The sequence below is a fragment of the Flavobacterium sp. AC274 genome, assembly GCF_979258275.1.
The window spans coordinates 1,642,740-1,665,858 of sequence record NZ_OZ409852.1; the positions used below are offsets into that span (position 1 = coordinate 1,642,740).

Genomic DNA, 23,119 nt, shown 5'->3' on the forward strand with positions numbered 1-23,119 from the left:
GTTCTAGTTTTACAACTTTAAACCGCCTGCCTAAATTTTATCTAAGATATAAAGAATTCTGTTTTCAACCGTATCTTTAGGCACCTCAATTAAATTGTAGCCATATTTGCTATACGTCTCAACAAGATGTTTCTGAATCGTTAATGCCTGTTCAAAATTTTCGTAACGCTCTGTGTCGCTTTCGTAAATTTCTTCCCAAGGCGGTAAAATAAAAGTTTTGGTGTATTTAAAATCCTCGCAAGCCTTTACAAAATGCGCCGGATATTCATCTCCTATATAATCCATATAAGCCACAACATCAGGAATTCCGCGATCTATAAAAACTACATTATCCGGTTCTTCAATGGCGTTTTCAAATTGTTTAATTCTGCCTTCCAATAACATTTCGCTAAACAATAAAGGTTGTTCCAGGAACAATTGCTCGATTCCGCGTTGTTGGGCTTCGAGAGTAACTTGTCTTGAAATTTCAGGATAACAGCAGTAGCCACGAGCCACCAATTCGTTGATAAGAGTAGATTTTCCCGTTCCCGGGCCACCAATGAGTACTATGATTTGTTTTTGCACTTTCTAAAAATAAAGCGCAAATTTACCTAAAGTTATTGGTATTTAAAAAGATTATTTTGCTTTAAGCGAATGATTTCGCAATTTTCGTAATTATGCGGGATTAAAATCCAGCTCTACAAAATAAATCGTTCGTCTGGAACTAAAATAAGAGAGAGTCATACGCTCGACAAAATATTATGGTGCTGGATTAAAATCTAGCCCTACAAAATAGATCGTTCCTCCGGAACTAAAACAGAAAAGAGCCATCGGCTCGACAAATATTGTAGGGCTGGACTTTAGTCCAGTTTTAAATCGAAATATGAAATATTTGTTAAGTCCGGCGGGACTTCATATTTATAGAAAATTATTATATTTTGGTAAAGTCCTATCTATCGGGGTGAAATTTTTGGAATAATTATAACGCTCCGCTGGAGCTTAGGAATATGAAACATGAAATTGGCTATAAATATTTTGCTCCGCTGGAGCTTTTTCATGTATAATTTAAATAGCTCTTGTCTTTAAGTATGGGTTATGATTTCGGTTTTAGCCAAATATTTGCCACCATTTCTTTTTAATCTTTTTGGGAATTATTCTTGGGTTATCTTCTATTTGATTTCCATTAAAATCGATCACATATTCATTTGATTCAAAATCAAATAATCGTATTGTGCTCTCTTCAATAGTGAATTCTGGTATGCCTTCAATATTTACCCAAATATCTCTTCCTCCAAAACTCCAGACAATATTACCTTCCTTTGTAATTCTAAAAATTTCTAATTCTCCATGAATTAAAATATCATTTTCATGTTGATAAATAGAAAGATTTGTGAAAGTGTCAAATTCTTTATTCCAAATTAAATCTAAAGAAGGAATTTCAAGACAATAAATTTTATTGCAGATACGAATCCATATTTTATCATTATCAATAATAAATGCATTTTCATATATTCCAGTTCCTCCGCCAACTTCACAAATTATAGCATTTGAAATTTCGCTTCCAAATTTATTAACGGTAATGGCATGTTTGCTGGTTGGACAAAACTCGTCTTCTGGATGTTTTTCATCAAAATAAACTTTCTCATATTGCTTTAAATTATTAACTGAATTTAAAATGTAATTTGGATTATCTAATATTTCAATTTCGAAATTTTTATAATTGTGTTTCATCTTTTTGTTATTTTGGAAAATTATAACCCAGCCAAATCATTGCAATTAATAATAAGGTTACTGTAGTTATAGATCCACATAAAATTCCCCAGCCTAAATGTTTTAAATTAGTACTTCGGTTTTTTGAGAAAAGTTTAATTGCTAACCCAATTAATATTGAGAACAAGAAAATCATTAGAATTGAATTGAAATTATCTAATAATTTTAGATTTACTATGATTAAAAGATGTACAATCAATGTTAAGAAGAAATAGACTATTTTCATATTACTCACAAAACAAATATTTCCCAGAATTCACAACTTTCTTCTTCGAAGGCACAATCAAATGCGATTCAAATTTCTTTCCACTCAAAACATCATTCACAAAATCCAAAACATATTGTTTGCCATCATGAAAAAGATAACCCGAAAATTCATGCCCGCCACCGCAAAACGTAATCAGTTCAACGTCTTTATGTAAATCATTCATTTGATTGTAAACCGCATAAGACCCAAAAAGAATTAACCAACCCGAAGCATTTGTGGGGCAGGAGCGGTGAGATCCTGCGGTATAAGGAACAGTATCGTCATTATTTCCGTGTGATAATAACATTGGCATTGCTTTTTCTTTCGTAATCAAATTGATATCCTGAATGGCACCAGAACCTCCAATAAAACCAGTGTATTTAAAGTTTTCCGGCAAATTATTTTTGTATAAATTCATCAGTTTATAATCCCAAAACGAAGCGTGAAAACCAATTTCGGCTCCGGCACTAATTCCAGAAATAAATATTTTTGAAGCGTCAAGATTATATTTATTTGCATTTTCAATCAAAAATGAAGTTGCCTGCCACATATCGCTCACGCCAATTTGAATTGCTTTTATTTTTTCAGTTAAAGTTCCTTTGCACCCAAAATCTTTTCCTTTCATGTATAAACTGTATGAAATGCTGGCCACTGCATAACCGTTTTTAGCCATAAATATTCCAAAATCTTTTTCTTGCGTACGGTCTCCACCAGAAAATCCACCACCAAAAGCAAAAATGATCAACGGAATTTTTTCATTGGTTTTCTTCTGAGGCAAATACAAATCCAGGTCGAGTTTGATTGTATCATTTTGAAAATAAGTCATCGTTTTGATTTCCTGAGCTTGAATATTGTTGAGTGTGAGTGCGATAAAAAATAAAAAGATTTTTTTCATTGTAATGAATTTTAATGGTGAAGAGTTAAACGCAAACTTGTCATCCTGAGGAATGAAGGATCACATAAGCAAATCCGAAGAGATATTCTCCAATCTTTGTCGAGTTTCAAGTGTGATCCTTCGTTCCTCAGAATGACAAAAATGACGAAAAAGTGCTATTGGTTTGAGATGAATTTTCACAATAAAGTTTCTCAAATATAAGAGGAAATTTCACAAAGAAATAATGTCATAAAGTTTTTTTCTCTGCACCTTTGGACCTTTGTATCTTTGAACCTTTTTTCAAAGAAAAAAATCTAAAAAATCTGAAATCAAAACCGTATATTTGCGTTTATTTTTAATTACGAATGGAGAACGATAAAGAAAAAAACACAGCCGAATTTTACGAAAGATTAAAAGTAGAGCTGGATAACGCAAATACCTGGCCAGCTGAATATTTATATAAATTCATAGTACCTTCAGTTGCCGATAACGTTGAGCGCGTTGAAAAAGCTTTTGACAGTATGGGTGCGGTTATCAAAACAACAAAATCTAAAACAGGTAAATTTACCAGCGTTTCTGTAGATGTTACAATGAATAGCTCTGACGAAGTGATTGGTAAATACAAAGAAGTTTCTACAATAGAAGGTATAGTTTCATTATAACTTATGATCGAAAAATATAAAAAAGAAGTCGCAAATGATGTTGTTTTTAATTTAGAATACAATTCTGAAAGACAACGTTTACTTATTCCTGAATATGGTCGTCATTTGCAAAAACTGATTGATCAGGCTACTATTATTGAAGATGCTGAAACGCGCAATAAAGCCGCAAAATATATCATTCAGGTGATGGGAAGTCTGAATCCGCATTTGCGTGATGTACCGGATTTTCAACATAAATTATGGGATCAGCTTTTTATTATGTCAGATTTTAAATTAGATGTAGAATCGCCATATCCAATTCCATCAAGAGATGTGTTGCAGTTAAAACCAGATGTTTTACAATATCCTCAGAACTTTCCTAAATACAGATTTTACGGTAATAATATCAAATATATGATTGATGTTGCCAATAAATGGGAAGATGGCGAAATGAAAAATGCTTTGGTTTTAGTGATAGCTAATCACATGAAAAAATCATACTTGAGCTGGAATAAAGACACTGTAAAAGATGATGTGATTTTTGAGCATTTATTTGAATTGTCTGGTGGAAAAATTAACTTGTTACAAAGCACAGAAGAGCTTTTAAATACAACCGATTTATTGCGTACCAATAAACGCATGTCGAACAAAATTACACCACCGGGACAGCCAAAAATTCAAAGCAACAAAAACAATAAAGGCCCTGGAAAACCAAAACCTTTTCAGAAAAATAATCAAAAGTAAAAAAGGTACTAAGTCTCTAAGATGCTAAGGTTTTTTAGCTCAGGATCTTAGAATCTCAGTAACTCAAAGCCCTAAAAAAACAAAAACAAAAATAAAAAAAGGTACTAAGATACTAAGATGCTAAGCTACTAAGATTTTTTAGCTCAGAACCTTAGAACCTCAGAACCTCAGAACCTAAAAGAGAAATATGGGAATTTTTAAAATCGAAGGAGGAATTCCTTTAAAAGGAGAAATCACTCCGCAAGGAGCAAAAAATGAGGCATTACAAATTTTATGTGCCGTGCTTCTAACGGGGGATAAAGTGAAAATTAATAATATTCCCGATATTATTGACATCAATAAATTAATCACTTTGTTGGGTAATTTAGGAGTTAAAATTCAGCGCAATGAACCGGGTTCGATTACGTTTCAGGCTGATGAAGTTAACGTTGGTTATTTAGAAACTGAAGCTTTCAAAAAAGAAGGTGGAGCGCTTCGTGGTTCTATTATGATTGTTGGACCGCTTTTGGCACGTTTCGGAAAAGGATATATTCCAAAACCGGGAGGAGATAAAATTGGTCGTCGTAGATTAGATACACACTTTGAAGGTTTTATTAACCTTGGAGCAAAATTTAGATACAACAGAGAAGATCACTTCTACGGGGTAGAATCTCCGGCAGAAGGATTACAAGGAACAGATATGTTACTTGACGAAGCATCTGTAACCGGAACGGCAAATATTGTGATGGCAGCCGTTTTAGCAAAAGGACAAACAACAGTTTACAACGCTGCCTGTGAGCCTTACCTACAACAATTGTGTAAAATGTTGAACTCAATGGGAGCTAAAATTACCGGAGTTGGCTCAAACTTATTAACTATCGAAGGAGTTGAAAGCCTTAGTGGTTGCGAACACAGAATTCTTCCTGATATGATCGAAATTGGTTCCTGGATTGGTCTTGCGGCTATGACAAAAAGCGAAATCACGATCAAAAATGTAAGCTGGGAAAACTTAGGTTTGATTCCGAATACATTCAGAAAATTAGGTATTACAATCGAAAAACGTGGTGACGATATTTATATTCCTGCTCACACAGATGGATATGAAGTAAAAACAGATATTGATGGTTCTATTTTAACCATTGCCGATGCACCTTGGCCAGGATTTACACCTGACTTATTGAGTATTGTTTTGGTTGTGGCAACACAAGCAAAAGGTGATGTTTTAATTCACCAAAAAATGTTCGAAAGCCGTTTGTTTTTCGTGGATAAATTAATCGATATGGGAGCAAAAATCATGTTATGTGATCCGCACAGAGCTGTGGTTATGGGACATAATTTCGAATCTCAATTGAAAGCAACAACAATGTCATCTCCGGATATTCGTGCAGGTATTTCATTATTAATTGCTGCACTTTCTGCAAAAGGAACAAGCACAATTCAAAATATAGAACAAATTGACCGTGGATACGAGCGTATCGACGAGCGTTTAAGAGCTATTGGAGCAAAAATCGTGAGAGCGTAGAAAGTTAGCCATATTCACGAATTTAAATCTTTTAAAGATTATCAAAATAATTTATGAATTCGTGGCAAAAAAATAAATGTCGTTAAATGACAAATGAACAAAAAGCTATAAAAGCTACATACTTTAGTATAGCCGGAAACACCTGCTTGGCCCTTATAAAAGGCTTGGCAGGTTTTTTTGGCAATTCTTATGCCTTGATTGCAGATGCTATCGAATCGACAACAGATATATTTTCTTCTTGTCTGGTTTTATTCGGAATCAAATATTCAAATAAACCAGCCGATGAAAATCATCCTTACGGACATGGGCGTGCCGAACCATTAATTACTTTTTTGGTTGTTGGGTTTTTAATTACTTCGGCTACTATTATTGGTTACGAAAGTATTTCTAATATTCAGTCGTCACATGATTTGCCAAAATCCTGGACATTATATGTTTTAGGCGCCATTATTATCTGGAAAGAATATTCTTTTAGACTCGTAATGAAACGCAGTAAACAAACTAATAGTTCGTCTTTAGCCGCTGATGCCTGGCACCATCGCAGTGATGCCATTACTTCGGTAGCAGCATTTATCGGAATTTCGTTTGCCTTGTTTATGGGTAAAGGTTATGAATCTGCAGATGATTGGGCGGCACTTTTTGCTGCTTTTTTTATCTTATACAACAGTTATAAAATTTTCCGACCTGCTCTTGGCGAAATCATGGATGAGCATTTAAATGATGATTTAGTCGAAGAAATTCGTGTAAAATCCTTAAAAGTAGACGGAATTCTAGGAACCGAAAAATGTTTTATTCGTAAAGCCGGTATGAAATACCACGTTGATCTTCATGCAATAGTTTCAGCCAAAATTTCGGTAAAAGAAGGACATGATTTGTCGCACAAGCTTCAGGATACTTTAAAAGAAAAAATCCCGCAATTAGGAAATGTTTTGATACATATTGAACCGGATGATTATCACTCTTAAAGGTTCTAAGAAGCTGAGATTCTAAGTTTCTAAGATTTTATATGCTTTGCGAATCTTTGTCAAAGTTTTAAACTTTAACAAAGATAAAAATTACAAAATCCGCTTATTCTTTATTGAGTAAGCGGATTTTTATTTGGGCGTTACCTACGGCCGGGCTATCCGCTATATCTTTTGTTTTTTAAAGAAAAAAACAAAAGGATACCGCTTCTATCCCTAACGCAATCTCAGGTAAATAGAAGTTTAAAGCTTTTAATTTACATATAGTTTTGTCACTTCGATGGAGGAGAAGTCACATCCAGAGAGCAACGAACAGTAACTCCGCAATCAAAATCGCCAATCTTTGTCGAGTTACTAACGAAGGTTCCTCGTTCCTCGGGATGACAAGATTGTGAAAATTTAAAATCTGTTCAATCTGCAAAATCTGCGTGAATATTAATCAAGGACATTCAAAATCTTCAACCCAAATACAACACCATTTTGCTGAATTCCGCTTTGATAAGAATGAACATAATCAACTCTGAACAATTTAAATTTTCCGAAACCCAAATTATCCAGACCAACCGTAAATTCAGAATAAGGCTTTCTGCCGGGAATTGCTAAGGAATGAAAACCAAGATTCATTGTTGATTTTAGTAAATTCAGTAACGGAATTTTATTCATGATAAATCCGGTATCATTGTATTCCAGATGGTTTTCAAAGTAACTGTCGTTTGTACTATTGTTGTAATAAGGCATTAAATTAAAAACATTCAAATAACGGTCAGTTGTTCCAATATGGGTTTGGTTTCCGTTAAAATGTCTGTAATCGATAAAAGAAATATTTTTGGCATTATAGAATTTCCCTGCTCTCAAATTCATTCCTAAAATTCCTTTGTTTCCTAGTGATAAATCATATTGAACAGCTGCGCCGATTCTTTCAAATTCATATTTTTTTTCGCTCGCAGCAAAGGCTTTTTCAAAGACTAAAAATACAGTTGGATATTTGTCATCTTTAAAATTATATCTACCGTCTGGTCTTGAAATGTATTTATTTCCAAAATTAATTCGTGCAGTCAAAGCAGCTTTAAACAAATGATGCTGGTCAAAAGCCGGAGTATCAAAATCATTTGGCGCAAGCGGATTATTAGACGAATAAAAATCATCTCTTTTAAAGAACGAATAATCAGTAGTATTAAATAGTGGTTTGCGTTGTTCATACGCCACTTTTCCATTCAAATTTATTCCGTTTGCAACATCTTGAGCATAATTAATCTGAGCAAATTCCAGATTATACAATTTCATATAATTGTCTTTAAAGAATAGGGAACTTATAGAATTTACAAATTTACTTATCGGTTCTGCGGCATTAAATTGGGCCACTTTCGTTCCTCCGGAAATGCCAATTGTAGCATAATTGATATTGTTGAATTTATGATTAAATTCTCCAATAACACGAAAACGCTCATCAGAAAAACCATAATTAAAAGTAGTTTTAACAGAAGTGCTTTTTCCTTCCTCTTCATTCCATTTTTTGAAAGAAAAACCAGAATCCAGATTAAATCCCTGAACCGTATTAAAACTCAAAGAAGTAATATTTAATAAACCATCGTAACTAAAAGAGTATTTTTTGAAAGTATTTTTATAATCGTAACCCGCTAAAATATCCCAAACTTTAAATTTGTTATTTTTTGCATCAACAGAATCGGTATATTTTTGAGATTTTCGAATGATTAGTAAACTGTCTTTTTTTGTATAATCCGTGCTTTCTTCAAGCGTGAGTGGAATAGGACGAATTTCATTCCAAAAGGCATTGTCTTTTTTATTGGCATTGGCTTCAAAAGCAACAATTTCATTGGTAAAAGTTTTCTTTTCGAATGAATCCGGAAATTCATAATTCGAATAAATATAATTGAATTGTCCCGAAAATTTCACACCAAAAATACCGGCATTAAAAGAAAGTGTCTGTGCGTTTTTAGACCAGATTTTGTTTGTAGCATTATAATTAAAGCTCTGTTTTAAAGTCATTACCTCAGTAAATTCATTTTTCATTCGGTAACCTTTTATATCCAGATCAATTGCATAAATAGCAAAACTGTCATCAACAATATAAATGTAACCTTCAAAAACGGGTTCTTTATCGCGTTTTGGGATTACTTTTATTTTGTTGATTTCCTGATTATTAGAGTCAAAAAAAGTTCCTTCTAGTTTGTATTTGTAATAATTAAAAGCATTGTCGGCAATAGGAGAGATAAGTCTGACATCAAAATCTAAAGTATTATCATAAAAATCATAATAAGACAAAGAGGCAGTATTATAACTATAACCTTTATTGTTTCCTGAAATTCGCGAAGCAACAATTTTCTCTTTTAGTTTATTGGGTTTTTCAAAAGTAATTTTTGAAACGGTCTCGGATAAATACAAAATCCCGGTTCCCGTCGAATCCAGGTTAGAAGCCATATCATCGCCAAGATCTACTTTTTGTCCGAGGATTTTTTTAGGCAAATCTTTAACCTTAAACATTCCTTTCGAATAAAAATCGGCTGTATATCGGGAAGTTTTTTGAGAGTTTTCTTTTTTGTTTGCAATTGCATTTTTTATAATGGCATTTGCAGGATTGTTCTTCGGGTCAATTACAACCTCGTTTAAGGTAAAACTTTCCTCCAGCATTTTCACATCCAAAGTAATTGTTTTAGAATCTGTAGAAACTGTGATTTTCTGAGTTTTAAACCCCAGGTATTGAAAAATGATTCTGTTTTTTCCTGTTTCTTTTATATTAAGCTGATATTTTCCCTGCTCGTTTGAGGTTGTTGTGTATGTGTTTTCTTCAAAAACAGAAACAAAAGGCAACGGATTTCCTTTTTCATCGGTAATAGTTCCTTTGATTTGAGCAAAATTTGTAATCGAAAAAAATAAAAAGGCAAGTAAAATGTAATTTTTCATAGAGGCTTTTTCTCTAACAAAAATAGGATATGTTGAGACTGAGCTTATTAAAAATTTGTTAAATTGCTATCAGGCGTAGTACTTTAGACATAGCCAACGGTTTCAACCGTTGTGGCACACATGTATTTTTACGATCAGTATCCCACGGTTGAAACCGTGGGCTATATTTGAAAATAATATGATTTCAGAGATGAAAGGAATATTGAGTTTTTCCCTTCGATTAAAATATTTTACAAAAAAGACTGAATAGCCAATTCGTAGCTTTTTAATCCAAAACCTAAAATAACGCCTTTGGCATTTCCGGATAAATACGATTGATGCCTGAAACTTTCGCGTGCGTATGTATTTGAAATATGCACTTCGATAACGGGAGTTGTAACGGCTTTAATCGCGTCACCTAAACCTATAGAAGTATGTGTGTATGCGCCGGCATTTAAAATGATTCCGTCAAATGTAAAACCAACTTCCTGAATTTTCCCTATCAATTCACCTTCAATATTGCTTTGATAATAAGTAAGTTCAACGTTTGGAAATTTATGTTCCAGTCTTTCAAAATAATCTTCAAAAGTTTCACTTCCGTATACTTCAGGTTCTCTTTTTCCTAAAAGATTCAAATTCGGTCCGTTGATTATAGCGATTTTCATATTTAAGTTATTTTGAAAAATCTAGACTTTTTAACCCATATAAGTAATACAAGTTCAATTAATCTAAAGTTAGTTTTTTATTGAGAATTAAATTTTGCAATTGACATTGACATTGATTTTTTGCAATTGCCATTGCCATTTGAACTTTGTAAAAATAAAAAAACCGTTCTAATTAACAGAACGGTTTTTATAAAAGTATGTGATATTATTTTAGAACATAAATCCTGCAGATAATTGTACTGTAGAGTTTTTAATATCGGCATTTTTTGAAGCTTCTGTTAGACCTAAGCCATAACGACCCTGAACAAAAAAGTTTTTGGTGATTTTATATCCTAAACCGGCATTAAGTCCAAATTCGAATGTTTCTCCATCTTCAACATCAAAGTCATTTTTTTCGCTTACTAAAAATGATGCCTGTGGACCAACTTCAAGACTAAATGAATCTGTTAAGTAAAACTTGGCCATTACAGGAATAGAGATATAACCTAATTCGTTTTTAAATTCCTGAGCTGCATTTTTATACGTTGCTCCCTGAGTTGAGTATAAAAGCTCTGGCTGAACAGAAAATCTTTCTAGTAGTTTAATCTCTGCAACTAAACCTGCGTGAAAACTTGTGATACCTTCTTTATCAAAATTTTGTTCTGGAAATGCGTCTCCAGTTTGGCTTGCAAAATTTACCCCGCCTTTAACACCTATTTGTAACAATTGTGCCTGAATTGTAGCTGATGTTGCCATGAACAATACAGCTGCTAAAAGTATTTTTTTCATAGAATTACCTTTTTAAGATTAAAATTGTTTTATACTATTAAAACTAAGTATTCTTCATTTTATTGTTTTTATATTTCGGATTCAATAATTAACAAAATTCACATTTTTGTCAATATTAACAATTCTTTAAAATTTGTAATTTAACACGTTTGTTTTGATTTATAATACGTTAACTATTTGTGCGATTTTATTTAACATGATTTTATCTATAATAACTAACATTATTTGTTAAAAAACAAATTGATTTTTATGAAGTATAGTTTTATATTTGGTTAATTAATTTTAACCAAAACAAATAAAATGAGAAAAATTATTTTATCTGCAATTGCAGTAATGGCATTTGGATTCACAAATGCTCAGGAAACAAGATTTGGAGTAAAAGGAGGTCTTAATATTTCCACAGTAGTTGGAGGAGATGTTGAAAATACTAAATCTTTAGTAGGATTCCACGTTGGGGGTTTTGCAGAAATTCATATTGTTCAGAGATTTTTTATCCAGCCAGAACTTTTGTTCTCAACTCAAGGTACTAAAGTTGATGGTCCTTTTGGAGTTGATGGCGATATAAAACTGAATTATTTGAATATTCCCGTATTGGCTAAATATTATATTGTAGATAAAAAATTTAGTGTCGAAGCCGGACCGCAATTAGGTGTTTTATTATCAGCTAAAGCAGAAGATGAAGATATTAAAGATTTTACCCGATCAGTAGATTTTGGGTTTAATATAGGTGCTGGATTTAATTTTACTGATAATCTTTCAATAGGTCTTCGTTACACTATTGGCTTATCTCCTCTTTCTGATGAAGATATTGATAATGAAGATGATTATTATGACAGTGCTAAAAATAGTAACCTTGCATTGTCTTTGGCATATAAATTCTAAAATATTGTTTTAAAATTTAACAAAAGCCTTCCAAATATGGGAGGCTTTTCTTGTTATAATGACTTGTTAATTTATTTTAACATAATTAGGTCTAATTATTAAATTATTTGTTAAAAAACAAATCCTTTTACACTAACTATAGTTTTATATTTGCCACTGAATTTTAACCATAAACAAATAAAATGAAGAAAATTATTCTATGTGCTATTGCAATAATGGCATTTGGGTTTGCAAATGCCCAAAAAACTAGATTTGGAGTAAAAGGTGGTCTTAACATCGCTACTATTGGTGGTGATAATCGTGCCAATGCATTAATTGGTGTTCAATTAGGTGGTTTTGCTGAGATTAATGTTTGGAAAAAATTATACATTCAGCCAGAACTTTTGTTTTCTACACAGGGAGCTAAATTTGATCGTTATTATGGTGACCGTGACCGTACTATAAATTTAAGCTATATCAATGTTCCTGTAGTAGCTAAATATTACATTACAAAACAATTTAGTGTTGAAGCTGGACCACAACTTGGATTATTAGTTTCTAGTAACATTGACAATGAAAAATCAGTTGATGCTGGTTTTAATTTAGGAGCTGGATATAATTTTACAGATAATTTTTCTGTAGGTGCTCGTTACACTATTGGTTTAACAAGCGTTTACGATTACGATTATAATGGTAATGATGGTTATTACTATAATGATAGATATACAAACAACGTTTTAGCATTAACTGCTGCATACAAATTCTAATATTTTTTAGAATATATAATGCCTTCCCTAATCCGGAAGGTTTTTTTATTGAATTTTTATTTTGAGAGAAAAAAGCTACATTTGTTTTCGATAAAAGTGAAAAAAATGAAGAAGATTATCTTACCTGCTATTGCAGTTATGTTATGCGGTTTTGTAAACGCTCAGGATTTTAAAGTAGGAATAAAAGGCAGTTTAAACTTGTCAAGCTGGGCTGGAGATACTCGTGGACTGAATTTAAGACCAATGTTTGGAGTCAATATCGGTGCTCTAACCCAAATCAAATTATCTGATAAATTCGATATTCAACCTGAGGTTTTGTATTCTAATCAGGTTACAAAAATGAAAAATGCTGGGGCCAATGTATTTGGTGTTTATGATACAGGAGATATTAAATGGAATCTTTCCTATGTAAATGTGCCAGTTCTCTTTAAATATTCTGCAGATGAAAAATCTTTTATTGAGGCCGGACCACAAGTTGGGTTTTTAACATCGGCAAAAATATCAACTAAATTAACTCAATATAGTCCAATTGTAAAACAGGGTGTTAAAGAAGCGTTTGAATCTATTGATTTTGGTTTTGTTATTGGTGTCGGTTATAATATTAATCAGCATTTAATGGCTGATCTTCGTTATAATATAGGTTTATCAAATATTGCAAAAACTGAATCTGGAGACGATACAAAAATCCGTAATAGTGTTTTGGCGTTATCTCTCGCTTACAAGTTCTAATATCATAAAACCTTCCCTAATCCCGAAGGTTTTTTATGCTAAAAATGTTTTACTTTGTAAATATGAAATGGAATACTTATATCAAAGATTATCAATCGTATTTACGCATCGAAAGAGGATTGTCTAAAAATACAATCGAAAATTACGGTTTCGATATTGAGCGATTGTGTCTTTTTTTAGAAACCAATCAAATTGAAGTTTCTCCCATAAATATTACTGACGAAGCGGTACAGGAATTTATTTATTCGGTTTCAAAAGAAGTAAATCCACGTTCGCAGGCCAGAATAATTTCCGGGTTGAAAAGCTTTTTTAATTATTTGATTTTTGAAGATTATAGAAAAGACAGTCCATTAGAATTAATCGAATCGCCAAAAACAGGGCGTAAGTTGCCGGATACTTTATCTGTTTCTGAAATTGATGCGCTTATTGCCGCGATAGATTTGAGTTCGAATGAAGGCGAGAGAAACCGCGCAATGCTGGAAACTTTATACGGTTGCGGACTTAGGGTTTCTGAGCTGGTTTCGCTTAAAATTTCTGATTTATTTTTTGAAGAAGGTTTTGTTAAAATCACAGGTAAAGGAAATAAAGAACGTTTTGTTCCTATTGGAAAATTAACGCAAAAATATATTGAGATTTACCAAAACTCAATTCGGAATACAATAAATATCAAAAAAGGTTTTGAAGATACGCTGTTCTTAAATAGAAGAGGGGGACAGCTTACACGTTCGATGATTTTTGCCATTATAAAAAATCTGGCTCTACAAATCAATCTGCATAAAAACATTAGTCCGCATACATTGCGTCATTCTTTTGCAACACATTTGCTTGAAAACGGTGCAGATCTTAGATCAATTCAGTTAATGCTTGGACATGAGTCGATTACAACTACAGAAATTTATGTGCATTTAGATCGAAGTTTCCTGAAAGAAGTGATGCATTCTTTTCATCCACGGAAATAAGTTTGAGTATAATTCTTTCAAAATTATAATTTTATGTAATAAAAATTAATACCTTGTCTTAAATTTTTACATTAATAGAGGTAGAAAACAATAACTTAAGTCTTTTTCTGTTTTTGGTTTGAAGATTATTTTAATAATTGAATTTGCATTAAAAGAGAATATATGGTTTTTGATTTATATGAAAATGAGGACTGTTTAGAAGTGAATAATTTTTATAAAAAGTTATTTGCTGAAATGCCTGATTTACTTTTTCAGTTTATTATCGATTGTAATAATAATTACAGTTTTCCGCTAGTCAGTAAATCTGCCGATGATATTTTTGAACTTCCGTCAAGTACATTTTCAAATGAAAGTATATTAGTAATTTACAATCGAATTCATCCCAATGATCGGGATTTGTTTTTTCAGTCTTTGGTTAAATCTCGAAGAGAAGTTAAGCCGTGGATACTTGAATTCAGAGCAATTTTACCCAAAAAAGGATTGCGCTGGTTTAAGATTTCTTCAAAAACCGAATTGGCTTTAGATGGTTGTGTGAGTTTTTACGGGCATGTTTCGGATATTACAGACTTAAAAGATAAAGAAGAAAAATTACGTATTTCCGAAGAACGTTTTCAGTTTGCCCTCGAAGCTTCAACCGCGGGAATCTGGGATTGGAATATGGTTACAAACAGTGTTTTCTATTCTTCTCTTTCACTTAAAATTTTAGAATTAGATTCGGCAGATATTTTTGACGAACCCGAACGTTGGGATAAAATTGTGCATCCTGACGACCTTCCAAAATATTATTCAGACATACAGGAACATTTTGATAATAAGATTCCTTACTATGAAAATTATCATCGTGTAATGACTTCCAGCGGAAATTATAAATGGATTTTAGATCGTGGAAAAGTTATAGATCGTGATGAAAACGGAAAACCATTGCGAGTTATAGGAACCCATACTGATGTTTCTCTTCAAAAAGAAAAAGAATTAGAACTTTTAAAAACAATGAAACTCTACAGCGACCAAAATAGTCGTTTATTGAATTTCTCGCATATCGTTTCGCATAATTTAAATACACAGGCAGGAAATATAAAATCGATTCTGGATTTTATTGATGCCGATGTTGATAAAGTAAATATCAATGAAATGTTGGTTCATCTAAGAACTGTTTCTAATGATTTGAATGAAACAATTTCTAATTTAACCCAAATTGTAAAAACACAAAGCAATATTAATATTGCCGTTATGCCTTTACGACTAAAGGAATATATTGATAAAACCGTTACTACAATTAAAGGCTACGATAAACAAACGAATGTTACGATTGTAAATAATGTGCCTGAATATTTAACGATCAATTTTAATCCGGCTTATCTGGAAAGTGTATTGTTGAATTTTGCCACAAATGCAATAAAATACCGCCATCCTGATAGAGATCCTGTTATTACTTTTGATTTTGCCATCGAACCCGACGGGCATAAATCATTAAAAATTACAGATAATGGTTTAGGAATCGATTTGGCTGTTTATGGTGATTTGTTATTCGGAATGTATAAAACATTTCACAAACATCAGGAAGCCCGGGGAATTGGTTTATATATCACCAGAAATCAAATTGAAGCCATGAAAGGGACGATTTCTGTAGAAAGTGAAGTAGGAGTGGGAACGAGTTTTAAAATCGTCTTTAATGATATGTAAGATTTGTTTAAACATATAGGAACATAGATTTCATAGTTTAAAAATTAGGAAAAGACATTTCACTTGCATTAAAACATATAGCTGTCTAATTATTTTTAACGCAAAGAACACAAAGGTTTTTCGCAGAGTTCACTAAGATTTAAGTTGTGTTTACACAATCTAAGTTCGCAAAGCTTTGTGAACTTTGTGTTTTTACTAGTATATTTAAAAAACTTTGCGTTCTCCGTGGTTAATTTTTTCTCTCTCTACAGGTTTTCGTGTTGATCTGTATTATAAAATATACACAACGTTAGAGATGATGTAGTGTAAAAACAAAAGGCTATCTGTTAAGATAGCCTTTTGTTTTTTATATTTAAGTTGAGATTATTTAGCAATATTAACCGCTCTTGTTTCTCTAATTACAGTCACTTTTACCTGACCTGGATAAGTCATTTCAGTTTGGATTTTTTGTGAAATTTCGAAAGATAAATTTGCTGCGTTATCATCAGAAACTTTTTCGCTTTCTACAATTACACGAAGTTCTCTACCAGCCTGGATTGCATAAGCATTTTTTACACCGCTAAATCCGTAAGCTACTTCTTCAAGATCTTTCAAACGTTGAATGTAAGAATCTAAAACCTGACGTCTTGCGCCTGGTCTTGCACCTGAAATAGCATCACAAACCTGAACTATTGGAGAAAGTAATGATTTCATTTCAATCTCGTCGTGGTGAGCTCCAATAGCGTTGCAAACTTCTTCTTTTTCACCGTATTTCTCAGCCCATTGCATACCTAATAAAGCGTGAGGTAAATCACTTTCAGTATCCGGAACTTTACCAATATCGTGAAGTAAACCAGCTCTTTTTGCCAGTTTTACATTTAAGCCTAATTCAGCCGCCATGATACCACAAAGTTTAGAAACTTCTCTTGAGTGTTGCAATAAGTTTTGTCCGTAAGATGAACGGTATTTCATTCTACCCACAACTTTAATAAGTTCCGGGTGTAAACCGTGAATTCCTAAATCGATAACCGTACGTTTACCAACTTCGATAATTTCGTCGTCGATTTGTTTCGCTGTCTTAGCAACAACTTCTTCAATACGTGCCGGGTGAATACGTCCGTCAGTTACTAATTTGTGCAATGACAAACGAGCAATTTCTCTACGAACCGGATCAAAACAAGAAAGAATAATAGCTTCCGGTGTATCATCAACAATGATTTCAACTCCGGTTGCAGCTTCAAGCGCTCTAATGTTACGCCCTTCACGACCAATAATTCTACCTTTTACATCATCAGATTCGATGTTAAAAACAGAAACGCAATTTTCAACAGCTTCTTCTGTTCCAACTCTTTGAATAGTGTTGATGATAATTTTCTTAGCTTCTTGCTGAGCTGTAAGTTTTGCCTCTTCAATTGTTTCCTGAATATGAGACATTGCTTTACTTTTAGCTTCGGCTTTTAAACCTTCTACTAATTGTTCTTTTGCTTCGTCAGCAGAAAGTCCTGAAATTACTTCTAATTGTTGTAATTGGCTTTTGTGTAATTTGTCTACTTCGGCTTGTTTTTTATCTAAAACTTCAATTTTATTAGTATATTCAAGCGTTTTAGCTTCAAAATCATCATTTACTTTTTTAGCTTTTGATAATTCATTTGAAACCTGAGATTCTTTGTCGCGAACTCTTTTTTCTACTTCGGCAACTTTTTTGTCTCTTGCCAAAATAACTTGTTCATGCTCTGATTTTAATTCGATAAATTTCTCTTTTGCCTGAAGAATTTTATCTTTTTTAATATTTTCAGCCTCTAAATTTGCATCTTTTAAAATGGAAGCTGCTTCTTTTTTAGCGTTTTTGATTAAGTTAGAAATATTGCTTTTTTCGATAATTTTAGCGATTGCAAAACCTGCTGCAATCCCTACAATACCTGAAATAATGATCGTTATGATGTCCATGTTTGTTAAAATTTATATATAAAAAAAGCCTACATTAATTGCTTGAATAAACTCGTAAAGACAAGTTTTGAGCTAACTCACTGTTCAAGTTTCCAAGCCGAAGCATGGCATACTATAGTAGCGACGATTTGCTCATTCTAATTTGTTAGTGTTGAGTTTACCAATTGTGAACTAATGTAGGCAGTATCTTAGTTTCTGTAAAGAACGTTTAATTTTCGAGATATTGATCTAAAAGCGAATTTAATCTTTTAATTCTTTCGATGGTTTCTTCTCCATCGATTGCGTTATCAATTTGTTTTTGTTCTACTTGTGAAGCAAACTGAAGGGCACACATGGCCAATACATCTTGCTTATCGCGAACTGCGTAACTTTCTTCGAATTGCTTTATCATAGCATCAATTTTTTTAGAAGCACTTCTAAGTCCTTCTTCCTGAGTAGGTTCTACCGTTAACGGGTAAACTCTGTCTGCGATTGATATTTTAATTCTAAGCTTTCCGTCCATGTTTTTCTAGTCAGATAATTGTGCTATACAGTGATCTATTTCGCGAATTAATGAATTTATTTTAAGCTTTGTCTCTCTCTTGTTATTGTCGCTGCCGAGCAACGAATTGGCTATTTTAAGTGTATCATACTGCTTCTTCAAAGCTTCCATTTCTTCAGATTGTTTCTGGATGATTTGCGCAGCTTTGGCTAGTTGTAATCGTAATTCCTGATTGTTTTTCTCCAACCCCTTTGACTTCTCAAAAAGCTTTTCGATCTTATATTCAAGAGTATCAATTATTTCGGCAATTACACTCATTATAAATCCTATTCATTACTTAATCATACAAAGTTAGTATTCCTTTTTATTAATGCAATTTTTTATCGATTTTTTTGCATTAAAAATAGGCAAATAAATGAATTTCAGTGAATTGTATTTTTGTAGCCAAATCCTCGGTTTTTGCTGGTTAATTTTTTATCTTAGCAAAAATGTTGCTTATGAGATTTTCACTATTTACCTTATTTTTTTGTAATTTATTTTTTGCCCAAAACCAATACCCAAAAGATTATTTCAGCCCTCCCTTAGATATTCCGATGCAGCTTTCGGGGAATTTTGGAGAGTTGCGACCTAATCATTTTCATGCTGGTTTTGACTTAAAAACAAATCAAAGAGAAGGTTTAAATGTGTATGCTGTTGCCGATGGATATGTTTCGAGAATCAAAATTTCGACTTTTGGAAACGGAAAATGCATTTATATTACACACCCAAACGGGTACACTTCTGTTTACGGGCATTTGCAAACTCCAGTTGGTGCCATTCAGGATTATGTTTTAAAAACACATTATAAAGAAAAAGCTTTTGAAATTGAAATGTTTCTAAAACCGGATGAACTGCCGGTTACAAAAGGGCAAATAATTGGGCTTTCCGGAAATACAGGATCTTCAGAAGGTCCGCATTTGCATTTTGAATTTCGCGATTCTAAAACTGAATTTGTAATCAATCCAATGTTTTTTGGCTTTGATAAAAATCTAAAAGACACTAAAAAACCAACTATTTCAAATGTGCTCGTTTATCCGCTTGACGGAACAACGGCAAATCAGTCAAAATTGCCTTTGCTATTAAATCTTTCGCTTCAAAAAGATGGAACTTATCTGGCTAACAAAGTAAAAGCAAACGGTAAAATTGGTTTCGGAATCACGGCTGTTGATTTTGATGATGTTTCGGGAAATAGAAATGGCGTTTATAATGTTTCGACTTTTTTCAACGGAAATCAAAATTATAATTATCAATTCAATACGTATTCGTTTGATGAAATGCGCTATATAAACGCGTTGGTTGATTATCCGAGATATAAAAAATCCGGACAAAGAGTGCAGAAGTTATTCATGAAAACACCTTTTGCCCTGAGTATTATTAAAACAGATTCGCTTCGCGGAATAGTGCCGGTTGAGCCTAATTTGGCGTCGACCTATCGTATTGAAGTTTCTGATTATTTTGGAAATTTAAATTCAGTAAATGTTCCCATCGAATATGATTCGGCTACACCAATTGTCAATGCAGAACCTGTTACTTCAAAATATTTTGTAAAATATAACAGGGATACCAACTTCGAAAAAGATAATATGTCGGTATTTTTTCCGGCAGGAACTTTCTATGATGATTTTAATATGAATTTTGATGTAAAAAACAACAAAATTTATATTCATGAAGATGTAATTCCTGTACATTCAAATTTCACGATTACTATTAAAGACAGCACTTATTCTGAAACTTTAAGAGATAAACTGTACATAGGAAAAAATAACAGTTATAACGGAACAATTAGAAAAGGTGATGTTTTTACCGCTAAAGCAAAAATTTTAGGACAATATGGTTTGGTGCTCGATACCATAGCGCCGGTTATTAAAATAGCAAAACCAATTCAGGATAAATGGATTAGCGATATGAAATCGATTCAGTTTACAATTGGCGACAGTTTATCCGGAATTAAATCGTACAACGGTTATTTAAACGGAAATTGGGTCCTGTTTGAATATGATAATAAAACCAGAAAAATTACGCACAAGTTTGATGCTGATAGCCTTGTTGCAGAAGGTGCAAACGATTTAAAAATTGAAGTGGTTGATAATGTAGGTAATTCTGCTATCTTTGAAACTCACTTTTTTAGAAGTCAACAAAAATAAAACCAAAACGTTTGAACCAGAGTAAATTAATATTCGTTTTCCTTTTTTTGTGCATTAGTTCTATCTCATTTGCTCAAAATGCTCGTGTAAAAGGAATTATTTTAGATAGTGAAAAACGTCCCGTTTCTGATGTGAATATTGTCGCTTCAGGAAGTTCTTCTAAAACCGATTCCAATGGTTTTTTTGAAATAGAAATTCCTTCGAATAAAAAAACATCCCTGATTTTTACTCATATTTCATTAAAAATGATGAGTCTTACGGTGAATTTAAAACCGAATGAGATTTTTGTTTTTAATCCGGTTATGAGTAATTCGGCAGAGCAAATGGGAGAAGTTTTTGTTTCTTCGAATAATAAAAAACGCGTTCAGGGAATTACGGTTATTGATGCCTCAACGATCAAGAAAATTCCAGGGGCAAACGCCGGAATCGAAAATGTACTGAAAACTTTACCAGGGGTAAATTCAAATAACGAATTGAGTACGCAATATGCCGTTCGAGGTGGAAATTATGATGAAAATTTAGTTTATGTAAACGAAATTGAAGTCTATCGTCCATTTTTAATTCGTTCGGGACAGCAAGAAGGTTTGAGTTTTACCAATACAGATTTAGTTCAGAACGTAGATTTTTCTGCCGGTGGTTTTCAGGCAAAATTTGGCGATAAATTATCTTCCGTTTTAGATATTACGTATCGAAAGCCAACCGAATTTGGCGCAGCTTTAGAAGCCAGTTTTCTTGGCGGAAGTGTTGCTGTTGATGCTGTTTCTAAAAATAAAAAATGGTCTGCCGTAACTGGGGTTCGTTATCGAAACAATAGTTTACTTGTAAATAGTCAGGATACACAAACCAATTATACGCCAACTTTTGTTGATGTTCAGACGAATATCAATTATGATATTTCTGAGAAATGGCAAATGAGTTTTTTAGGAAATATTTCGCGAAATAAATATTTATATCAGCCTTTAACCCGCGAAACTAAATTTGGAACCATAGATCAGCCTATGGCTTTGGCGGTTTATTATGAAGGTCAGGAAAAAGATCAATATGATACTTATTTTGGCGCTTTAAAAACTACTTATAAAGTCTCGCCAGGTTTTACCTTAAAATTGATTGGTTCAATATTTCACACAACAGAACAGGAACATTTTGATATTTTGGCACAATATCGTTTAGGAAATGTAAATGCTGATGGTGAAACCGATATCGACAATGTTGATTTTACACGCGGAATTGGTTCTCAACTCAATCACGCGCGAAATGATCTGGATGCTTTAATTGCAAATGCAGAAATTAAAGGTTTTAAGGAATGGAGTAATAGTCAGTTAGAATTTGGTTTAAAATATACCAGAGAATCCATTCGTGATAGAATAGTAGAGTGGGAGATGATTGATTCTGCAGGATTTTCAATCAATCCGCCAATTATTCCAATAAATAATCAGCCATACGAACCTTACACCGGACCTTTGCTGCCTTATCAGGATGTTCGTGCGACTAATTTTAATACCATAAACAGATATTCTGGTTATGCGCAATATAACAATCAATCAGAGATTGGTTCAAGCCAAATTTGGTATAATATTGGAGCACGTTTCCAGAGTTGGGATGTTTCCGGTGCAGCGGTCGAAGGAAAAAATCAAATTGTTTTTAGTCCGCGTGCGCAATTTGCCTTAAAACCAGATTGGGATATGGATATGGTTTTCAGACTTTCGGGAGGATTGTATCATCAGCCGCCATTTTATAGAGAACTTCGTGATTTAAATGGTGTTGTAAATCCAAATGTAAAAGCGCAGGAATCTGTACATATTGTTTTGAGCAACGATTATAATTTTAAAATGTGGAGCCGCCCGTTTAAATGGGTTGCTGAAATTTACTATAAATCGCTTTCAGATGTAAATGTGTATTCGATAGATAATGTTCGAATTCGCTATATCGCCAACAATAATGCAAAAGCGTATGCGCAAGGTCTAGATTTTAGATTAAACGGAGAATTTGTTCCCGGAACTGAATCTTGGATTAGTTTTGGATATTTAAAAACCGAAGAGAATTACGAAAACAAAGGGTATATCGCCCGACCAACAGATCAGCGTTTAAAATTTGCCATGTTGTTTCAGGATTACATGCCAAATATTCCGAGTGTAAAATTGTATTTGAATTTGGTTTATAATACAGGTTTACCAGGCGGTTCGCCATCTTATTCCGATCCATATTTGTATCAAAACAGATTAAATGATTACCGCAGAGCCGATGTTGGTTTTGCAAAGGTTTTTGTGGATAGCAATACACAAAGTTCTAAAACAGGCTGGATAAAAAACTTTAAGGAATTGTCTCTTGGTTTAGAAATCTTCAATCTTTTCAATAATCAAAATGCCATAACAAACACCTGGGTTCGCGATGTATATTCTAAAAATCAATATGCGATTCCAAATTACATGACTTCACGCGTTTTTAATGTGAAGCTGAATGCGAGGTTGTAACTAGTAT

At 33.0% G+C, this 23,119-nt stretch carries 20 protein-coding genes; 11 read left to right on the forward strand and 9 right to left on the reverse strand.

Annotation, left to right across the window (positions count from 1 at the left end; translation table 11 throughout):
- Positions 1-30 precede the first annotated feature (30 nt).
- The 3 genes from ACZZZT_RS07615 to ACZZZT_RS07625 all read right to left on the reverse strand — a co-directional run bounded on the left by ACZZZT_RS07615 (position 31) and on the right by ACZZZT_RS07625 (position 2,891).
- Positions 31-564, reverse strand: coding sequence for an AAA family ATPase (locus tag ACZZZT_RS07615; RefSeq protein WP_073396467.1), 534 nt, complete (start codon positions 562-564; stop codon positions 31-33).
- A gap of 522 nt (positions 565-1,086) precedes the next feature.
- A complete protein-coding gene (locus tag ACZZZT_RS07620) occupies positions 1,087-1,710 on the reverse strand; it encodes a hypothetical protein (protein WP_073396469.1) in 624 nt (207 codons plus the stop codon).
- A 266-nt stretch (positions 1,711-1,976) separates the two neighbouring features.
- Positions 1,977-2,891, reverse strand: a complete 915-nt coding sequence (locus tag ACZZZT_RS07625) for an alpha/beta hydrolase family protein (protein ID WP_463459945.1) — start codon at positions 2,889-2,891, stop codon at positions 1,977-1,979.
- A gap of 344 nt (positions 2,892-3,235) precedes the next feature.
- Here ACZZZT_RS07625 and ACZZZT_RS07630 point away from each other — a divergent pair, with 344 nt between their 5' ends.
- From ACZZZT_RS07630 to ACZZZT_RS07645, 4 genes are all read left to right on the forward strand, one after another.
- Positions 3,236-3,532: a DUF493 family protein gene (locus ACZZZT_RS07630; protein WP_071635000.1), complete on the forward strand. Its 297-nt coding sequence runs from the start codon at positions 3,236-3,238 to the stop codon at positions 3,530-3,532.
- A gap of 3 nt (positions 3,533-3,535) precedes the next feature.
- Complete coding sequence (locus ACZZZT_RS07635; RefSeq protein WP_463459946.1) at positions 3,536-4,255, forward strand: DUF4290 domain-containing protein; 720 nt, start codon at positions 3,536-3,538, stop codon at positions 4,253-4,255.
- 187 nt (positions 4,256-4,442) lie between these two features.
- Entirely contained in the window at positions 4,443-5,756 is a 1,314-nt protein-coding gene (murA, locus tag ACZZZT_RS07640; protein WP_463459947.1) for a UDP-N-acetylglucosamine 1-carboxyvinyltransferase, read from the forward strand.
- A gap of 86 nt (positions 5,757-5,842) precedes the next feature.
- The gene (locus tag ACZZZT_RS07645) at positions 5,843-6,721 is read left to right on the forward strand and encodes a cation diffusion facilitator family transporter (protein ID WP_463459948.1); all 879 of its coding nucleotides are present in this window, start codon (positions 5,843-5,845) and stop codon (positions 6,719-6,721) included.
- Between the two features lie 432 nt (positions 6,722-7,153).
- Here ACZZZT_RS07645 and ACZZZT_RS07650 read toward each other — a convergent pair whose 3' ends face one another.
- The 3 genes from ACZZZT_RS07650 to ACZZZT_RS07660 all read right to left on the reverse strand — a co-directional run bounded on the left by ACZZZT_RS07650 (position 7,154) and on the right by ACZZZT_RS07660 (position 11,052).
- Complete coding sequence (locus ACZZZT_RS07650) at positions 7,154-9,640, reverse strand: DUF5686 and carboxypeptidase regulatory-like domain-containing protein (RefSeq protein ID WP_463459949.1); 2,487 nt, start codon at positions 9,638-9,640, stop codon at positions 7,154-7,156.
- A gap of 230 nt (positions 9,641-9,870) precedes the next feature.
- Positions 9,871-10,284 carry a type II 3-dehydroquinate dehydratase gene (gene aroQ, locus ACZZZT_RS07655; RefSeq protein WP_073396487.1) on the reverse strand — a complete coding sequence of 138 codons (414 nt, stop codon included), beginning with the start codon at positions 10,282-10,284 and terminating at the stop codon, positions 9,871-9,873.
- A 210-nt stretch (positions 10,285-10,494) separates the two neighbouring features.
- Entirely contained in the window at positions 10,495-11,052 is a 558-nt protein-coding gene (locus tag ACZZZT_RS07660) for a porin family protein (protein WP_042567284.1), read from the reverse strand.
- 300 nt (positions 11,053-11,352) lie between these two features.
- Here ACZZZT_RS07660 and ACZZZT_RS07665 point away from each other — a divergent pair, with 300 nt between their 5' ends.
- The 5 genes from ACZZZT_RS07665 to ACZZZT_RS07685 all read left to right on the forward strand — a co-directional run bounded on the left by ACZZZT_RS07665 (position 11,353) and on the right by ACZZZT_RS07685 (position 16,051).
- The gene (locus tag ACZZZT_RS07665) at positions 11,353-11,934 is read left to right on the forward strand and encodes a porin family protein (protein WP_042567285.1); all 582 of its coding nucleotides are present in this window, start codon (positions 11,353-11,355) and stop codon (positions 11,932-11,934) included.
- A gap of 182 nt (positions 11,935-12,116) precedes the next feature.
- Positions 12,117-12,680: a porin family protein gene (locus tag ACZZZT_RS07670; RefSeq protein WP_463459950.1), complete on the forward strand. Its 564-nt coding sequence runs from the start codon at positions 12,117-12,119 to the stop codon at positions 12,678-12,680.
- Positions 12,681-12,785: 105 nt separating this feature from the next.
- The gene (locus ACZZZT_RS07675; RefSeq protein WP_463459951.1) at positions 12,786-13,409 is read left to right on the forward strand and encodes a porin family protein; all 624 of its coding nucleotides are present in this window, start codon (positions 12,786-12,788) and stop codon (positions 13,407-13,409) included.
- Between the two features lie 62 nt (positions 13,410-13,471).
- Positions 13,472-14,368, forward strand: a complete 897-nt coding sequence (xerD, locus tag ACZZZT_RS07680; protein ID WP_463462395.1) for a site-specific tyrosine recombinase XerD — start codon at positions 13,472-13,474, stop codon at positions 14,366-14,368.
- A 162-nt stretch (positions 14,369-14,530) separates the two neighbouring features.
- A complete protein-coding gene (locus ACZZZT_RS07685; protein WP_463459952.1) occupies positions 14,531-16,051 on the forward strand; it encodes a PAS domain-containing sensor histidine kinase in 1,521 nt (506 codons plus the stop codon).
- A gap of 363 nt (positions 16,052-16,414) precedes the next feature.
- Here ACZZZT_RS07685 and rny read toward each other — a convergent pair whose 3' ends face one another.
- The 3 genes from rny to ACZZZT_RS07700 form a co-directional block, all read right to left on the reverse strand.
- A complete protein-coding gene (gene rny, locus ACZZZT_RS07690) occupies positions 16,415-17,977 on the reverse strand; it encodes a ribonuclease Y (protein ID WP_042567289.1) in 1,563 nt (520 codons plus the stop codon).
- 208 nt (positions 17,978-18,185) lie between these two features.
- Positions 18,186-18,479 carry a cell division protein ZapA gene (locus ACZZZT_RS07695; protein ID WP_041516860.1) on the reverse strand — a complete coding sequence of 98 codons (294 nt, stop codon included), beginning with the start codon at positions 18,477-18,479 and terminating at the stop codon, positions 18,186-18,188.
- Between the two features lie 6 nt (positions 18,480-18,485).
- Positions 18,486-18,776: a hypothetical protein gene (locus ACZZZT_RS07700; RefSeq protein WP_463459953.1), complete on the reverse strand. Its 291-nt coding sequence runs from the start codon at positions 18,774-18,776 to the stop codon at positions 18,486-18,488.
- Between the two features lie 179 nt (positions 18,777-18,955).
- On the opposite strand from ACZZZT_RS07700, the gene ACZZZT_RS07705 reads away from it, so the two are divergent.
- Together ACZZZT_RS07705 and ACZZZT_RS07710 are read left to right on the forward strand one after the other, a co-directional pair.
- Complete coding sequence (locus ACZZZT_RS07705; RefSeq protein WP_463459954.1) at positions 18,956-20,641, forward strand: M23 family metallopeptidase; 1,686 nt, start codon at positions 18,956-18,958, stop codon at positions 20,639-20,641.
- Between the two features lie 11 nt (positions 20,642-20,652).
- Positions 20,653-23,112 carry a TonB-dependent receptor gene (locus ACZZZT_RS07710; protein WP_463459955.1) on the forward strand — a complete coding sequence of 820 codons (2,460 nt, stop codon included), beginning with the start codon at positions 20,653-20,655 and terminating at the stop codon, positions 23,110-23,112.
- The last annotated feature ends 7 nt before the right edge of the window (positions 23,113-23,119 follow it).

Excerpts from the sequence above, each read along its gene's own strand:
- ACZZZT_RS07620 (WP_073396469.1), bottom strand. The coding sequence starts at position 1,710 with ATGAAACACAATTATAAAAATTTCGAAATTGAAATATTAGATAATCCA.
- ACZZZT_RS07625 (WP_463459945.1), bottom strand. The coding sequence starts at position 2,891 with ATGAAAAAAATCTTTTTATTTTTTATCGCACTCACACTCAACAATATT.
- ACZZZT_RS07630 (WP_071635000.1), top strand. The coding sequence starts at position 3,236 with ATGGAGAACGATAAAGAAAAAAACACAGCCGAATTTTACGAAAGATTA.
- ACZZZT_RS07635 (WP_463459946.1), top strand. The coding sequence starts at position 3,536 with ATGATCGAAAAATATAAAAAAGAAGTCGCAAATGATGTTGTTTTTAAT.
- murA (WP_463459947.1), top strand. The coding sequence starts at position 4,443 with ATGGGAATTTTTAAAATCGAAGGAGGAATTCCTTTAAAAGGAGAAATC.
- ACZZZT_RS07645 (WP_463459948.1), top strand. The coding sequence starts at position 5,843 with ATGACAAATGAACAAAAAGCTATAAAAGCTACATACTTTAGTATAGCC.
- ACZZZT_RS07650 (WP_463459949.1), bottom strand. The coding sequence starts at position 9,640 with ATGAAAAATTACATTTTACTTGCCTTTTTATTTTTTTCGATTACAAAT.
- aroQ (WP_073396487.1), bottom strand. The coding sequence starts at position 10,284 with ATGAAAATCGCTATAATCAACGGACCGAATTTGAATCTTTTAGGAAAA.
- ACZZZT_RS07660 (WP_042567284.1), bottom strand. The coding sequence starts at position 11,052 with ATGAAAAAAATACTTTTAGCAGCTGTATTGTTCATGGCAACATCAGCT.
- ACZZZT_RS07665 (WP_042567285.1), top strand. The coding sequence starts at position 11,353 with ATGAGAAAAATTATTTTATCTGCAATTGCAGTAATGGCATTTGGATTC.
- ACZZZT_RS07670 (WP_463459950.1), top strand. The coding sequence starts at position 12,117 with ATGAAGAAAATTATTCTATGTGCTATTGCAATAATGGCATTTGGGTTT.
- ACZZZT_RS07675 (WP_463459951.1), top strand. The coding sequence starts at position 12,786 with ATGAAGAAGATTATCTTACCTGCTATTGCAGTTATGTTATGCGGTTTT.
- xerD (WP_463462395.1), top strand. The coding sequence starts at position 13,472 with ATGAAATGGAATACTTATATCAAAGATTATCAATCGTATTTACGCATC.
- ACZZZT_RS07685 (WP_463459952.1), top strand. The coding sequence starts at position 14,531 with ATGGTTTTTGATTTATATGAAAATGAGGACTGTTTAGAAGTGAATAAT.
- rny (WP_042567289.1), bottom strand. The coding sequence starts at position 17,977 with ATGGACATCATAACGATCATTATTTCAGGTATTGTAGGGATTGCAGCA.
- ACZZZT_RS07695 (WP_041516860.1), bottom strand. The coding sequence starts at position 18,479 with ATGGACGGAAAGCTTAGAATTAAAATATCAATCGCAGACAGAGTTTAC.
- ACZZZT_RS07700 (WP_463459953.1), bottom strand. The coding sequence starts at position 18,776 with ATGAGTGTAATTGCCGAAATAATTGATACTCTTGAATATAAGATCGAA.
- ACZZZT_RS07705 (WP_463459954.1), top strand. The coding sequence starts at position 18,956 with ATGAGATTTTCACTATTTACCTTATTTTTTTGTAATTTATTTTTTGCC.